At 46.5% G+C, this 15,950-nt stretch carries 13 protein-coding genes; 3 read left to right on the top strand and 10 right to left on the bottom strand.

Features of this window, described 5'->3' with window-relative positions:
* Positions 1-152: 152 nt before the first annotated feature.
* From G6R11_RS15025 to arnB, 8 genes are all read right to left on the bottom strand, one after another.
* Positions 153-2,432 (bottom strand): AsmA-like C-terminal region-containing protein, encoded by a 2,280-nt coding sequence (locus G6R11_RS15025; RefSeq protein ID WP_163133895.1) that lies wholly within the window; start codon positions 2,430-2,432, stop codon positions 153-155.
* Between the two features lie 124 nt (positions 2,433-2,556).
* Positions 2,557-2,955 (bottom strand): 4-amino-4-deoxy-L-arabinose-phosphoundecaprenol flippase subunit ArnF, encoded by a 399-nt coding sequence (gene arnF, locus G6R11_RS15030; RefSeq protein WP_240352483.1) that lies wholly within the window; start codon positions 2,953-2,955, stop codon positions 2,557-2,559.
* Between the two features lie 20 nt (positions 2,956-2,975).
* On the bottom strand, positions 2,976-3,323 hold the full coding sequence (locus G6R11_RS15035; RefSeq protein ID WP_240352484.1) for an EamA family transporter: 348 nt from the start codon (positions 3,321-3,323) through the stop codon (positions 2,976-2,978).
* Positions 3,324-3,337: 14 nt separating this feature from the next.
* Positions 3,338-4,987 carry a lipid IV(A) 4-amino-4-deoxy-L-arabinosyltransferase gene (gene arnT / locus G6R11_RS15040; protein ID WP_163133897.1) on the bottom strand — a complete coding sequence of 550 codons (1,650 nt, stop codon included), beginning with the start codon at positions 4,985-4,987 and terminating at the stop codon, positions 3,338-3,340.
* A gap of 19 nt (positions 4,988-5,006) precedes the next feature.
* Positions 5,007-5,921 carry a 4-deoxy-4-formamido-L-arabinose-phosphoundecaprenol deformylase gene (gene arnD, locus G6R11_RS15045; protein WP_163133898.1) on the bottom strand — a complete coding sequence of 305 codons (915 nt, stop codon included), beginning with the start codon at positions 5,919-5,921 and terminating at the stop codon, positions 5,007-5,009.
* Between the two features lie 2 nt (positions 5,922-5,923).
* A complete protein-coding gene (arnA, locus tag G6R11_RS15050; protein ID WP_163133899.1) occupies positions 5,924-7,900 on the bottom strand; it encodes a bifunctional UDP-4-amino-4-deoxy-L-arabinose formyltransferase/UDP-glucuronic acid oxidase ArnA in 1,977 nt (658 codons plus the stop codon).
* 28 nt (positions 7,901-7,928) lie between these two features.
* Complete coding sequence (arnC, locus tag G6R11_RS15055) at positions 7,929-8,933, bottom strand: undecaprenyl-phosphate 4-deoxy-4-formamido-L-arabinose transferase (RefSeq protein WP_163133900.1); 1,005 nt, start codon at positions 8,931-8,933, stop codon at positions 7,929-7,931.
* Entirely contained in the window at positions 8,923-10,098 is a 1,176-nt protein-coding gene (gene arnB, locus G6R11_RS15060; RefSeq protein ID WP_163133901.1) for a UDP-4-amino-4-deoxy-L-arabinose aminotransferase, read from the bottom strand. Before arnB ends, arnC begins: the two co-directional genes overlap by 11 nt.
* A 339-nt stretch (positions 10,099-10,437) precedes the next feature.
* Between arnB and G6R11_RS15065 the strand changes: the two genes are divergently transcribed.
* Positions 10,438-10,827 carry a hypothetical protein gene (locus G6R11_RS15065; protein WP_163133902.1) on the top strand — a complete coding sequence of 130 codons (390 nt, stop codon included), beginning with the start codon at positions 10,438-10,440 and terminating at the stop codon, positions 10,825-10,827.
* 71 nt (positions 10,828-10,898) lie between these two features.
* On the opposite strand, the gene glpD is transcribed toward G6R11_RS15065, so the two are convergent.
* On the bottom strand, positions 10,899-12,440 hold the full coding sequence (glpD, locus tag G6R11_RS15070; protein ID WP_163133903.1) for a glycerol-3-phosphate dehydrogenase: 1,542 nt from the start codon (positions 12,438-12,440) through the stop codon (positions 10,899-10,901).
* A 191-nt stretch (positions 12,441-12,631) separates the two neighbouring features.
* On the opposite strand from glpD, the gene G6R11_RS15075 reads away from it, so the two are divergent.
* Positions 12,632-13,378, top strand: a complete 747-nt coding sequence (locus G6R11_RS15075) for an MBL fold metallo-hydrolase (protein ID WP_163133904.1) — start codon at positions 12,632-12,634, stop codon at positions 13,376-13,378.
* On the opposite strand, the gene G6R11_RS15080 is transcribed toward G6R11_RS15075, so the two are convergent.
* Entirely contained in the window at positions 13,375-14,154 is a 780-nt protein-coding gene (locus G6R11_RS15080; protein ID WP_163133905.1) for a DeoR/GlpR family transcriptional regulator, read from the bottom strand. The two genes, G6R11_RS15075 and G6R11_RS15080, sit on opposite strands and share 4 nt — an antisense overlap.
* 227 nt (positions 14,155-14,381) lie before the next feature.
* Between G6R11_RS15080 and glpK the strand changes: the two genes are divergently transcribed.
* Positions 14,382-15,896 carry a glycerol kinase GlpK gene (glpK, locus tag G6R11_RS15085; protein ID WP_163133906.1) on the top strand — a complete coding sequence of 505 codons (1,515 nt, stop codon included), beginning with the start codon at positions 14,382-14,384 and terminating at the stop codon, positions 15,894-15,896.
* Positions 15,897-15,950 lie beyond the last annotated feature (54 nt).

Below are 15,950 nucleotides of genomic sequence, written 5' to 3' on the forward strand. Positions count from 1 at the left end.
GAACTGATTGCTCCAAAATACGCCTTATGTAGATATGCATAGAAGCTTTAACTTTGTTTGGCGCAAAGACAGTAGCCAAAACCCACTGCGAGACTGCTTTATCGAACACGCTAATTCATTAGCTTTGGCAAAGCTAAGCGAGTGAATCGGACTTATTGTAAGCTTTCTTCGGTTAAGGGGTAGCGACATTGCGGGCGGCTTGGCGCTTTGGTGAAGTCTTGCTGACTCACCGAATAGCGGCGTGGCGAAAGGTAATGGTCAAAACTTACCTCCGGCGTAGACCATGCTCCGTCAATGGTGTGAACCAAACGCCAACAGGGTTGGTCTGCTATGACTAATTTTAGTTGGTTATAGCGTTGCTCAGCTAAGTCTACTTCACCAGCCAACGTCAGCTGATAGCGGATACCTGGTAATTGCTGAGGTGCCAAACTTAATTTTCCCTGTTCCAGTTCGGCACGTAAGGAGAGGTTAGTAAACTGGGTTATGCCTTTGGGTAGGCTTTGTGGATCTTGCCAAAAGATCGGCCAGCCACTAGCTATTAGCGGGTTTGGCTTTTCATAATACTGTCGCGGGCTTTCAATGATTTGGTCAAGAGTTACTTCTAAATCGGCGCCGGGCAGTTGGATTAATTGGCTGTGAAGATCTATTGAGCCATCAATGTTCGCTCCAAAGTCGCTAAGTTTTCCTCGCAGCTTTCCCGCTAGTTCTAGATCTCCCACCAAGCTAAATTGGCGATTATTGGCTAAGCGCGCCAACGGACTAATATCTAGCAGTAGGCCGGAAAGCTCAGCTTGCCAAGGCTTATGCTCCTGATCCAACAAGGCTTGGCCTTGGAACTCAAATTGGCCTAAAGGCAGCTCTCCATACAAATTGAAATAGCCAATATTTTGGTCTGCACCTAAATCGAAGCTAACGTGGCTAAGCAGCATACCGCGGTAAGCAAGCTCGGGGGCCTCCACAAATACTTGGCTTTGCGGTTGCCAAATTTGGTCGATGCTTTGCCACTGACCATCTTGAATCACTTGTAGTTGGCGTAGCTCTACATTTAAGCCGGTAGCTGAAAAGGGCAACTGATCAGCGTAAGACAGCAGTTTCACTTGTTGTAGTTCTAGCTGCTCAATATGCAGTTGTTTTAATGGGGCTGCAGTTTTGGCTTCGCTGGCACTAGCTTCTGCTTGATTTGTTTTTTCACTATCTGTTGCTGGTAGCCAACTAGGTTGGATCGGAATCTCGTTGTTGCTAAGCAAGAGCTGATGAAGGGTAAGCGCTTGCTGTTGCCATTGATAACTTAGTGATAAACCCAACTGCCCTTTAAACAACTGGCTGCGTAAGGCATCTACGGTAAACAAGGCATCGTTAATTTGTCCGCTAGCGGTAAGGTCGCTGAACTGAATGTGGTCAATACCTAATTCATCGGCAATAAAGGCATATTCGCCACGCAGCTGTTCGGTTTGGATAGGCCAAGGGCTAGCGAGATTTTCTAGTTCCGCAGTTAGCTTGTTTAACACCACATTGTGGCCTTGGAACTGACTGGCTAGGCTAAGTTGATTTAGCAATAGGTTATCAATTTGAATACTGTCTAACCAAGCTAGCTCTGGCAAGCTACTTAACCAGTCTTGCGGCTTAGTAGGTGGGTCTATAGCCTCATTTTCTTGCGCACTCGTTTCCGCAGCAAAGTGCTCTAACCTAAAGTTGTTTAAGGCTAGCTCCCGTATTGTCAGTTGCTTATTGCTCAGTTCAGCAGAGGCATAAATCGACCCTTGTAATAGGTCGGCACCGATGTGCTCTATCACTAATTGCTGCTGGCCATAGGCAAGGCTTAGCTGTGGCAGCATTATTTCTTGCCATGGGGTGGTGAGGCGTTGCGCAGAGCTGTGTAAGGTAAACTGCCACTGGCTTGGCGCTGGCTCGTTTAGATCAATCTGCCAATCTTCTATGGCTAATTCAAAGCGCTCTAGTTGATAAGATTGTTGCTGATCCTGCCATAGTAAGTCGCCGCCTTTGAGCAAGAGCTGATTGATTTGAACGGTGTTTAACCAGCCAATCTTGGTGGCTTCTGCTTGTGCATTGGTTTCTGATGTTTGGCTAAACAGTTCTTGAGTAAGTGCTAGTTGCGGTTGCTCTAGCAGCAGGCTATCTATCTGAATTTCACCTTGTAGTAAGGGCATTAGAGCCAAGTCTAGCTTGGCTTGTTTCGTGAGCATCGCTGCTTGGCCAGATTTAGCGATTTCTAGATCAAAGATCTCTAAGCCGAGAGGCTTGCTGAGTGACCATTGGGTATTTTTGTAGTTAAGTTGCCAGTCGCTTTGTTTATTGAACCAATGTAAAAAATCGCTCTTATAGCGATCAGGGTGAAAGGAGAATAAGAAAAAGACCGAAGTTGCCAGCAATAGCAATAATACAATGGCAAGCAGGTCGAAAAAGCGTTTCATATTGGCGCAAACTCCATGCGACTTATTAATAACTTATCGTATTTGTCCAACAATACTTGAGTATTCACATATTTAACAGCGCTGGCTTCACCCCTTTTACATAAAGGCGTAAGAAACAGCACGCTTAACTTTGCTTGGCCTTTTTACTCGGAAATACCAGGTAAATTCCTGCCAATATCAATACGATACCTAAGGCTTTTGGCCAGCTAAAGGCTTCACCAATCCACGGTAAACTTATTGCTGCCACATACACAATAACATAGCTTAAGCTAAGCATGGGGTAAGCAAGCGAAAGCGGCAGGTGTTTTAATGCCATTACCCAACACAGCATGGATAAGGCATAAAAGCTTAGACCAGTCATTACGCTAAGGTAATAGGGCATATAGTCCGTTAGTAAGGCGCTATATTGCTGCATGTTCCACAGCTCGCTAAGGCTAAGGTAGTGAAGGCTTAGTTGGCTCATTCCCCATTTCATGGTGAGTTGGGCGAGCGAGATAAAGGCCACGCTAAACAAGGCAAGCATGACGCTTTTGCGGTCGGCTTTTATAGAAATTGGTTTATCCCCCCGAGAAAGGCTACACCCAGAACGATTAAGCCAACACCGCACCATTGGCGCGGTGAAACGCTTTCGTTAAAAGCAAATTTGGAGATAAGCAGCATGATGACAAAATTGCAGCTAAGCAGCGGGTAAGCCACCGATACATCCCATTGGCTTAATACGCCAAGCCAAAAAATGGCGCCTAAGCCTAAGAAAATAATGCCCAAAATTAGCGGCTTAGACAGTATTTTCTCTAGGGTGCTTAAATCTGGCTGAGCAGCAAACAGCAAAGCTGCGCGCTTTTGCCAATATTGGCTTAGCGAGCTACAGCTTATCGAAGCAACAATCAGCATTAGGTCAAGCATGCTTAGTTAGCGCTAGCCTGATAATACAGAATGGTATAGCGGCCTTTATCGATGCGCTGAGTGGTCTCTGGCAAGGCACCGTCCATATCTGGTTTATCGCGATAATAAATCATCACCGGTGCATGTTGGCGTTGCTGCTCAATAAATTGCGCCAACTGTTTGTGCTCGATAAAACGGTGTTGTGCGTCGGGATATTCTAAGCCGTAGCGAACTTCACCCTTTTGACCAACTAAATAGACGTCTTCACGTTTAAAATACCAGTTAAAGGCCGACATGGTATCGGGATAGTCCGCAACCAGTACCGTATTGGGTTCAACCAAATGAGCGATTTGCTGCATAAACTTAGCCGGCATTTTAGAGTAGATGCTTACATTTGGGAAAGTTGCCCAAGCTAGCATGAACAAGCCCAGCGGCATTAACATGTAGCTGGCGACTTTGCCGTTTAAACTGGTGGCCTTGAGTGCCGCAAAGGCCATGGCCGACCAAAAAGCAAAGATGCTAAATAACAACCAAGGACGATAAGCTTCGTCGGTGTCTAGTGGCAGTTTGCCAGTGAAATGAAGTACTAAGGTGGTTACTGCTAGCAAAGCAAACAGTATTGCATTTAGCCAGCTGCCCCATGTTAAGCCTTTACAGGATTTAGCGAACGCTTGCTGAATACCAAAGGCAAACAAAATGGCGATTGGCGCCATTATTGGCAGGATATAAGTAGCGAGTTTGCCTTTAGCCATGGAGAAGAATAACAGCGGCAAAATAGCCCACAATAAGGCGTAACGTAACAGTGGAGAGTGCATTTGGCCTTTCAAGTGGCTTAGGGCGCTAGGGGACCAAAATAACCAAGGTAATACACCGGCCGCTAAGAAAGGCAGGTAATACCAGATTGGCGCAGAGTGTTGGGCGTTATCGGCAGCAAAGCGCTGAATATGCTCAATCCAAAAGAAGTAATGCCAGTAGTCAGGCTCGGCGGCATGAATAGCTAAACCCCAAGGTAGACAAACTAACACGGCTAGCAGCATTACCCACCAACCCCATTTGAGGATGGTTTTAAATTGTTTGTCCCAAAACATGTAGGGAACTACTACCAATACCGGTAGTGCTAAGGCTAAAAAGCCTTTGGTGAGCACCGCACAGCCACAATAAAAACCGGCTAAACCGTAATACTTAGCGCGTTGCCGCATCTCTTCGCTGCGAATAGCGAAATAAAAGGCAGTGAAGCTGGCGGTTAGCCACAAGTTAAGCATGCTGTCTAATACGCTGTAGGTACCGACTCCCGATACCATAAACATGCTTAAATAAATGCCAGAACTTAGCCAAGCAACTGGGCGAGAGGCAAAGCGTGCTAGCAACAAGAAGATGCAAAAAGCCGCCCCTAATGCGCTAAAGGCAGAGGCAGCACGTACAGCAAAGTTAGTTTCGCCAAATACTAGTTGCGATACTGCATTCACCCAGTAACCCATGACTGGCTTTTCGAAATAACGCAGGTCGTTAAAGCGTGGTACTACCCAGTCACCACTTGCCACCATTTCCCGAGATATTTCAGCGTAACGCAATTCATCGGGAGACCAAAGGTCACGTAAACCTAAAGGTAATAGGTACAAAATGATAAAAAAGATTGGCACCCAAGTCGCTAGGTTAATTCGTAAGTGGCGCATGTTACTAGTACTTCCTGATTTAACTGGTGTGAGGGCGAACAAGTGAGGCTTGATGGCTTAACCAGCCTTCGCGCCCATCCATTTCTATATTTAATATGCTGTCTTGTGGCCAAGAGACATAGTCTTGATCCAGCAGGTCACACAAAGGTACAAACTCAATGCCTTGTTGCTTGGCGCTAATAATTAGCTGCTCAAACATCTCTGCGCAAACAATGCCTTCAACCTCTGCATGAATGGTGTAAACATTTAAGGCATCGGCTTTAATGCGATCAAGAATCGCTTGGTTATAGTTAGTTTCGTCTACACCCTCTTGACCAATTAGCTCGTCATAGGTGGGCAAGGTGACCGGAATTTGTGGAGCCATCCCTGGCTTGGGAACAAAAATTGACTCACCACGGCAGTCGCTGTTGTAACGAAAGGGAAAGGCTTCTTTTTCATCTAAAGTGGTTTCGGTACAACGCCAACCCGCCACTGCGCTACATTGCACATCTTTGCCGGTTATGTCTGCAAGCATCTGATAACCTTTGCGAATTTCGCTCGCCAACTCGCTTTGGCTCATGCTGTCGGTTTTCATTTGCCATTTGTGGTGATCCCAAGCGTGCAGACCAATTTCGTGGCCAGCTCGGTCGGTATCTTTGATCACCGAAGCGAGCTTTTTACCGATGACGGGACCCGGCCAAAATGTACCGCGAAAAATAATGTCCCAACCGTATAGGCTGGCGGCTTTGGAACGTAACATCTTTTTCAAAAAGGCCGGACGCAAAAGGCGCCAAATATGGCGCCCCATGTTGTCGGGTCCAACGGTGAAAAAGAACGACGACGTGATGTTGTGGCGTTGAAAGATATCCAATAACTTGGGCACGCCTAAGCGCGTGCCACGAAAGGTATCTACATCAATGCGTAAGCCAACTTTAATTGGGTCTTTCGAACTCATTATTACTCATCAACAGCTGTTTTTAAGAAGAAGTCGAGGGTTTCCTCGATAGTGTCTTCCATCATAATGCTTGGTTCCCAATCAAGTAAACGCTTGGCATTACGAATACTTGGGCGACGATGCTGTACGTCTTGGTAGCCATCCCCGTAGAAGGTTTTGCTCTCTACTAAGTGGTAGCCAGCAAACGGAGGGAATTTCTCGCGCAGTGGGTGAGCATCAAACTTCTCAACCAAGGTCTCAGCCATTTGCTTAATGCTGGCCTCGTTGTCTGGTGAACCGATGTTAATGATTTGACCATCACACAAGCCGTCTTTGTTCTCAATAATGCGGAACAAGGCTTCAATCGCTTCGGAGATATCGGTGAAACAACGTTTTTGCTCGCCGCCATCAATGAGCTTAATTGGAGTGCCTTCTACCAAGTTTAAAATGAGTTGGGTAATAGCTCGGCTAGAACCTACACGTGCTGAGTTTAAGCTATCTAAACGCGGGCCCATCCAGTTGAATGGACGGAACAAGGTAAACTTAAGGTTATCTTTTTTGCCGTAGGCCCAAATCACTCGGTCTAGAAGTTGTTTTGAGGTTGAGTAAATCCAACGCTGGCGGTTTATTGGGCCAGTGATTAGTGGCGAGCTGTCTTCGTTAAACTCATCATCAGTACACATGCCGTACACTTCAGAGGTAGACGGGAAGATGATGCGCTTGTTGTACTTCACACATTCGCGAACAATTTTTAAGTTCTCTTCGAAGTCTAATTCAAATACGCGAAGTGGGTTACGGGTGTATTCGATAGGGGTGGCAATCGCGACCAAGGGCAATACGATGTCACATTTTTTAATGTGGTATTCGATCCATTCGCTGTGAATGGTGATATCACCTTCAACAAAATGGAAGTCTGGATGCTCTAGGTGCTGTTCAATTTGATTAGCACTCATGTCCATGGCGTAGATTTCGTACTTACCGTCGTCTAATAAACGCTTGGTTAAGTGGTTACCAATAAAGCCGTTAGCGCCTAGAATCAATACCTTTTGACGGCGTTTCGCTGCAATAATCGCACTGGCTTGTGGGCCAAAACGCATGCCTGCTACTAGGTGCATTTCAGAGGCTAACTGCTCGCCATTCAGGTATAAACCATTTTCGGTTTGACCTGCGTTCACCACTAAAGACCCTTGCGTACAGGCAATGGTTAATGGCGAGGTGGCAACAATGGTGCCTGGCGTGGCATCAAATTCTTGCTCGCTAGCGCTGGTGCTCCAAAAAATAACTTTGCGTTCGCCTAAAAAGGTAAAGGCACCAGGGAAGGGTTCGGTAACCGCGCGGCACAGGTTGAAAATGCTTTGCGCGTTGTCAGACCATTTAATTTCACCGTCTGCTGGGGTGCGGCGGCCAAATACGGTGGCTTGGCTTTCGTCTTGAGCGATTAAGCTGTGGTTACCTGCAATAAGTTGCGGTAGCGCTTTGGCAAGCAACTGGCTGCTTAGCTCAGTTAAACGGCTATGCAAAGTAGCTGCGGTATCGTCGTTGGCAATGCTAAGCTTTTCTTGGGCCACAATATCGCCCGCATCGGCTTTAGCTGTCATGGCATGCAAAGTAACGCCGGTTTCGGTTTCGCCATTTACCAATGCCCAGTTAACCGGAGCACGGCCACGATAACGTGGTAACAAAGAACCATGTAAGTTAAAACCGCCTTTAGGCGCGATATCCAATACCGCTTGGCTGATCATTGAGCGGTAGTAGAAAGAGAAAAATACATCAGGCTGCATTGCCTTGATTTTTTCTATCCAAAGAGGGTGATTAACGTCCTCTGGAGCAAATACCGGAATACCGTTACGCGCCGCAAGTTTGGCTACGGATTCAAAAAATACATTTTCATTGCCATCGTCTAAATGGGTAAATACGGCGGCGATTTCTACGCCTGCATCGAGAAGACTTTTAATACCGGCACAACCAATGTTGTGATAGGCAAACACCACTGCTTTCATGGCTTATTCCTTAACAGTAAGAGGTAAATTAGTTGTTGTTGCTAACGGCTTTTGCATCGTTGTTGCGGGCTTTTTTAGTGGCTTCGCCTACCAGTACATCTTGTACGTAGTAGCGCGGCCGCGCCCTTACATCGGAGTATATTCGGCCGATGTATTCGCCCAGTAAACCTAGGCCAACAAATTGCGCGCCAATAAAAATAAATAATAGAGCAAATAGCGGGAATACCCCGTCTACGCCCCATTCTGCGCCGTAGATTAAGCGCATAAACAGTAGTACCAAACCAAACAAACCACCTAAGGCTGCAATAGCGCCGCCCATAATGCTTAGCATTCTTAGTGGTGCGGTGGTCATGCTGGTGAGCAAATCAAACATTAAGTTAATTAAACCCATAATGTTGTATTTCGATTCGCCTTGCTGGCGCTCGCTATGCTCAACATCAATTTCAACGGTATGACGAGCAAAGCCGTTGGCTAAAATGGGAATAAAGGTACTGCGTTCGTGACATTGCAACATGGCATCAACCACGTGGCGGCGATAGGCGCGTAACATGCAGCCATAGTCATTCATTTCTACGCCAGTAGAGCGCTTAACAATCTTGTTGATAAGCATTGAAGGGTAACGGCGTAAGCGGCTGTCTTGGCGGTTTTTACGCACGGTGCCTACAGAGTCGTAGCCTTCTTCTGCTTTTGTTACCAAGTTGGGAATTTCTTCTGGTGGGTTTTGTAAATCGGCATCTAGGGTCACAATTAAGTCACCACGTACATGCTCAAAACCCGCCATAATGGCGTTGTGTTGGCCATAGTTGCGGTTAAGAATAATGCCTACTACATGGCTGCCTTCTTCGGCAGAGGCAGCTTCAATTTGGTCTGCACTATTGTCTTTACTGCCATCATCGACCAGCAGTAGCTCATAGTCTTTACCCATGGTATCTGCGGCTGCACAGGTACGTTGAATCAGCTCTTGTAAGCTGTCAGCTTCGTTATAAACCGGTATCACTATGGATACAAAATTAATTTCTTGCTTATGCCTCATGAGAAGATCCAATATTTTGTTTGATTGCAGTAACTACACGCTCAACATCGCTGAGTTGCATACCTGGGAACAGCGGTAATGAGCAAATGCGCTGACTGTTAAATTCGGTGTTGCTTAAGTCTGGGTTAATGTCGCCAAACCGTGTTGCATAGTTTTCTCGATAGTACTTTTGACTATGGCAGGCCTTAAAGTGAATGCCTGCGCCAATGCCCTGTTGTTTTAACATGCCAATCAGTTGGTCACGGTCAAAACCACAAATGCTCGGCTCCACCCTTACTATCATTAAATGCCAGCAATGCTTGTGAGTGTAGCTGGGCACGCTCATCGGCGTAATGCCCGCTACGTCGCTGAGTAATTCTCGATAATGCGCCACTAAGTCTTGGCGCTGGCGAGTAATGCTCTCTAAGCGCTGCATTTGACCTAAGCCTAGTACAGCACAAATATCGGGCATGTTGTATTTGTAACCCGGCTCAATTACTTCGGCTTGTGGCGCTCGACCTTGGGTTTCGCGATCAAAGGCATCAACCCCTAAACCATGAAACTTAAGACGACGAATCCGCTCGGCCAAGTTGGCGTCGTTAGTGGTAAATATACCGCCTTCGGCTGTGGTTACATTTTTTATTGCATGTAAGGAGAAGATACAGTGGCCAGTTTGGCCAATTGGCCGGCCCTTATACTCACAGCCAATGGCATGCGCCGCATCTTCGACCACGGGAATATTGTATTGTTCCGCCACGGCGTAAATTGCGTCTAGATCGAGGGGGGCTCCGGCGTAATGCACTGGGATGATAAGTTTGGTTTTGTCGCTAATTAGCGCTTCAATGCGCTCTGCACTGGTCATTAGCGTATCGGCGTCAACATCCACAAAAACTGGTTTAGCGCCCATTAAGGTGATTAGGTTAACGGTAGATACCCAGGTCATAGATGGAGTAATAACTTCATCGCCAGGGCCAATGCCTAAAGCCACCAGAGTGAGGTGCAAACCTGCGGTGGCACTACTTAGCGCTACCGCATGCTCGGCACCGGTATAGGCTTTAATGGCGTCTTCTAACTCAGCGTTTTTAGGTCCGGTAGTAATCCAACCGGATTTAAGTACCTCAACCACTGCGTCGATTTCTTGTTGTTCAATCGCTGGGCGACTTAGGGGTAAAAATGTTTGTTCCATGACTCTCGGTCAGCATATCTATACCAAAGTGGATGAAGTCTAACCGTGCTGCGGGTTTATTGAAAGGTCGAAAGGTCTGTCTTGTGTGGTGATTAGGTAAATATTGGTGTTTTTTGTAAGTGTTTTCTTAATTCGCTTGTTGATTGGCCTTATTGGACTAGTAAATACCCAATAAATGACTTGTTAGGTCGCCTTTGTCCCAATTTCTGCAACAGTCTAATCCATCGGCGCTAGCTAATTTAGGCCTGCGGCTATGCAACAATGCCCTCATTAAGGCTAAGGCCTTACTTAGCCGGCTTTACTCGACTATTTAATTTTGAAACCAATAGGGTATTAACAATGAAAAAAGCGCTTACTTTGATTACGGCTGCAACAACTAGCTTGGTACTGGCTTTACCTGCCTCTGCGGAACAATTAAGTGATGAGCAAAAGCTAGCAGCAGCTGAGTTTGCCAATAGCAGTGCGCGTTGCTTAGCCGCACATGCATATCTTAATGATAAGGATGAGCGTCAAGCCCTAGCGCAAATTGTCGCCAATATGCCAAGCGAGCAAATTAGTCGCGAGTCTATCGGGTTTTTGTCGGTATTAGGCTACGGATTGGGTGAGGCGTCTATGGGCTTGCATGCGGTAGAAAAAGAAAGTGGCAAACAAGAGGCTTTAGCCTTGGCAGAAGCGGTTTATCAAAATAACCAATGTAACATTGACGAAGTGCTAAGAAGCGTAAGTTAGGGTTTTCCCGGTGCGCTGGCAGTAGCTAGCAAGCCTGAGATTGTTGCTTTCAGGCTTGCGTATTACTTGGACTAACTCGCTTGGGCAGTGTTTTGTTGTGGCTTAAGCTGCGCTACCACATTCTGCTTTTTTTGCAGGTAGTCCTGCAGTTGTTGTTGCTGCTCTTTACTAAAGGCTAAGCCTTGTTTAGTGCGGCGCCACAATACATCGTCTTTTTCGCGAGCCCATTCCTGCTCATATAAATAGTCGATTTCTAGCCGATACAAATTGCCGCCAAACAATTCGCCTAAACCCTTTTGCTTAGCATCATGTAATAACTGCTCTGCTTGGCTGCCGTACTGCATGCACCAGCGAGTGACTAGTTCTTTTGGCAAGTCGCTGTTTGCTTGTTGCTGCTCAATAAATGCAGCCAAATTGCCGCCAATTGCACCACCCGGTAAGAACGAGGCTTTAGTCCATGCCGCACCTAAGTTGTTTATGCGTGGCGCAAGCATTTCTAAAGCTGCTTCGGCCAGTTTGCGGTAAGTGGTTAACTTGCCTCCAAATACCGATAACAAAGGCGCCCCCTCGGCTTCATCACTCAGCTCTAAGGTATAGTCACGGGTCACTGCCGAGGGATCATTTGACTCATCTTGGCAAAGTGGCCGTACTCCAGAAAAGCTGTGAATCACATCGCTGGGCGCGATTTGCTGAGTAAAGTGCTGGTTGACTACATCACACAAGTAATTGACTTCCTCATCGGAGATCGCCACGTCTGAAGGGTTGCCTTGGTACTCTACGTCGGTGGTGCCAATTAAAGAGTATTGCTGCTGATAAGGGATCACAAACACAATCCGCTTGTCGGTGTTTTGTAAAATGTAAGATTGTGGCTGGTCATGAATTTTAGGTACCACAATATGGCTGCCTTTTACTAAGCGAATAGTGCGAGGCGGCGTTTGTTGCATATTCTCTTCGATGAATTGCTGCACCCAAGGCCCAGCGGCATTCACCAAGGTATTGCAGCGATACTGTTGTTGCTCTCCGCTCACTGTGTCTAAAACCTCAACCAGCCAATGTTGGTCTTGGCGTTTGGCGGAGGTGACTTTTTGGCGCGGGGCGATAAGCGCACCGTGTTTGGCAGCCAGCAGCGCGTTGCTAATCACTAGTCGTGCATCGTCTACCCAACAATCTGAATACTCGAAACCTTTACTAATATCACTTTTAAGAACGCTATTATCGCTGAAGCTCAAGCCCTTACAGCCGGGTAGCGTGCCGCGTTTAGCAAGGTTGTCGTATAGAAACAATCCCATTCGGATCAATATCCAAGGTCGTAGGTGCGGGCGATGTGGCAAACGAAAACGCATTGGCTCTACTAAATGTGGGGCCATGTTAAGCAGAACTTCACGCTCTTTAAGCGCTTCGCTCACCAAACGAAACTCGTAATGCTCAAGATAGCGTAAGCCACCATGGATTAACTTGGAGCTGGCTGAAGATGTGGCACTGGCTAAATCATTTTGCTCAAACAAGGCTACACGCTGGCCGCGACCAGCTGCATCTGCGGCTATGCCTACTCCATTAATGCCACCACCTATAACGATTAGGTCGTAGTTATGCGGGTCGTTGCTTTGTTCCATGCTGAGCGATCCTTTATTGGGTTTCGTTTGTTTTCGTTATCGAGCATAATAGAGCATTTTGTGATCAAAAAACAATTGTTGATGTAAAAATAATGTGCAAAACGCGCTTTTGTGCCGGCTCAAGGGATTTGTCTGTGTGGAGTATTTGCTCTAAAATGTTACATCTTGTTAACAAGTGTTTGCGGTAGCGTATGAAGATTCATCAGTTGGAAGGTTATATTCAGAATATTTTCTTGGTTGAATACCCCACCAAGCTGCTGTTACTCGATGGTTGCTGTCGCGCCGATGTTGCAATGCTTAGACGCTACATATGTGAAGAGTTAGCCAGACCATTTAGCCAATTAAAATTGGTGATGGTGACGCATATGCACCCTGACCATGCTGGTGGTGCCAGTTACTTGCAGCGCCGCTTTAAGCTTTCTATTGCAGGAGCCGAACACCCTGGCGAGTGGTATCAAGGCATCGCCGGAAGGTGTAAGCATTTAGTAGATTTGGCCTTGGCGCATTATGTTGCGAAGCGGCATCGGCGCGCTAAAGCCAATTTGTGGTATTCGCCGAAACTTACCTTTACCCATCGACTTAAAGATGGGCAGCGCTTACCGGGCTTTGAAGATTGGCAGGTGTGTTTTACACCTGGTCATACTGACCGAGATTTATCGCTCTATCACCCAGCTACAAAAACTTTATATGTGGCAGACTGCATCTTGCGGGTGAAAGGCAGTTTAATTTGTCCGTTTCCTATCTCTAATCCTAGCCTGTATCGCCAATCTATTGAGCGCTTTAGCCAAATGCAGGTTGATAACTATTTATTGGCCCATGGCGAGGGCGGCGAGATCAGCCAAGCTGAGTTAAGCCAATTGCAGCAACTTTGTCCCGAGCAAGCTACCAGCTATAAGGGCTTTTTGGGTGAGCTACTGCGTAAACGCTTAGCGGCTTAACTACTTAGTTGAGTGGGGCAAAGTGTTAGCTGCACATCTTCACGCTTAAGGATTTCGCCAATATCTTGTGGTACAGGCAGATCGGTATAAAGCTGGTCAATTTGCGCAATGTTGCCAATGTTAATCATGGCGTTACGGCCAAACTTGCTATGGTCTGCGGCAAGAATAACATTGCGCGAACTGGCAATAATGGCTTGAGTTACACGCACTTCATGGTAGTCAAAATCCAGCAGCGAGCCGTCTAAATCAATGCCGCTTACGGTTACTACGCCGTAATCTAAGCGAAACTGCTTAATGAAATCGATAGTGGCTTCACCCACTATGCCGCCGTCTTTGTTACGTAAGGCGCCGCCAGCCATAATCACATTGAAATCGTCTTTTACCATTAGCAGTGAGGCGACGTGAATATTGTTAGTGATGATACGTAGATCTCTATGCTCAAGTAGTGCTCTGGCAATGGTTTCTGCGGTAGTACCAATATCTAAAAACAGTGAGGCACCATTGGGGATTTGCTCAGCAATTTTTTGAGCAATGCTTTCTTTTTCCAGATGTTGCTTAATCTTACGGTTGGAGTAAGAGTCATTAACTACGCTGCTTGATAGCAGTGAAGCACCACCATGATGCCGGTGAATCAGCTTTTGCTCGGCCAACACATTAAGGTCTCGGCGAATGGTTTGTGGGCTTACGTTTAGTGATTCTACTAATTCTTCGGTAGCCACAAAGCCTTGGGTTTTTATCACCTGCAAGATTTGTTGATGGCGTTGAGTCTGCTTCACAACTGGGTTTCTCTTATTGGTATTAATTGTACTGTGCAGCTATAAGTCTACTTAAAAAGCAGTTTTTGTCACGATTAACAAAGCGATACCGCTGGCAGCATCGCAGCTTTTCCGGAAAAATGCTGGAATGAAATTAAAGTTTTGTCACGCTTTGGTTAAAAATATGTTCTAAAATGTTCGTTTTCGAGCATAATAAGCCTAAATGCTAATTTGGAACCGCAATATCAATGGACACCGCACGATATATAGTTGCCCTTGATCAGGGCACAACCAGCTCAAGAGCAATCATCTTTAACCAAGACTCTGAAATTGTTGGCAGCGTACAACGTGAATTTAGCCAGTTTTTCCCAAAATCAGGTTGGGTAGAGCACAACCCCATGGAAATATGGGCCAGTCAAAGTGCATCTCTCACTGAGGTTTTGGCAAAAACCGGTATTCGTAGCGATCAAATTGCCGCTATTGGCATTACCAATCAGCGCGAAACCACCATTGTTTGGGACAAAAATACTGGCCAGCCTATTTATAACGCCATTGTTTGGCAGTGTCGTCGTACCACTAAGTTGTGTGAAGAGCTTAAAGAACAAGGCTGGGAAGAATACATTCAAGACACTACCGGACTTATCTTAGATGCCTACTTTTCTGGCTCTAAGTTAAAGTGGATTTTAGATAATGTAGAGGGCGCGCGCGAAAAAGCCGAGGCTGGAGATTTACTGTTTGGCACGGTTGATAGCTGGTTAGTTTGGAAACTTACCAATGGGCGGGTGCATGTAACTGACTATACCAATGCCTCGCGCACCATGATGTTTAATATCCACACCCTGGAGTGGGACGATAAGTTATTAGACATGTTGGGTGTACCCAAACAGATGCTGCCAGAGGTGAAGGCCTGCTCAGAAATTTATGGCCAAACCAATATCGGCGGCAAGGGCGGAACGCGTATTCCTATTGCGGGTATTGCCGGAGACCAACAAGCCGCCTTGTTTGGTCAGCAGTGCTATCGCAAAGGCATGGCAAAAAATACCTATGGCACAGGCTGCTTTTTGCTAATGAACACCGGGGAAAAACCGGTTAAATCAACCCATGGCTTGCTCACCACCATAGCCTTTTCCCTGGATGGTAAAGTTAATTATGCATTGGAAGGCAGTGTCTTTATGGGCGGTGCAACTATTCAATGGCTGCGTGACGAAATGGGCTTGATTCGCGATGCCTCTGATACCCAATATTTTGCCTCTAAGGTTGATGACACCAATGGCGTTTATTTAGTGCCAGCCTTTGTGGGTTTAGGCGCGCCTTATTGGGACCCTTATGCGCGCGGCACCATTGTAGGTTTAACTCGTGGCGCTAACCGTAATCATATTATTCGCGCAGCACTTGAGTCGATAGCCTATCAAAGTCGTGACCTATTAGAAGCGATGCAAGCAGACGCGGGCATTTCGCTTAAGCAATTGCGCGTAGACGGTGGCGCTGTCGCTAACGACTTCTTGTTACAGTTTCAAGCCGACGCACTGGGCACCGAAGTGGTTCGCCCTTCATTGATTGAATCTACTGCCTTAGGCGCCGCTTATTTAGCCGGATTAGCGGTAGGCTACTGGGATAGCGTGGAAAGCTTGGCCGAGAGCAATACACCAGATCGCTGTTTCTCGCCTGATGGTGATGAAGCTAAACGCGAGCGTTTATATAAAGGTTGGAAACGTGCCGTTGATTGTAGCCGAGGTTGGTACGACAAAGACTTAGACGAATAAACCTAGCTTAGCTTTGAGTATGCATATAGAGCCGCTGTCGATTAGCGGCTTTTT

Origin of the sequence: Agarivorans sp. Alg241-V36 (assembly GCF_900537085.1) — a bacterium.
GTDB lineage: Bacteria > Pseudomonadota > Gammaproteobacteria > Enterobacterales > Celerinatantimonadaceae > Agarivorans.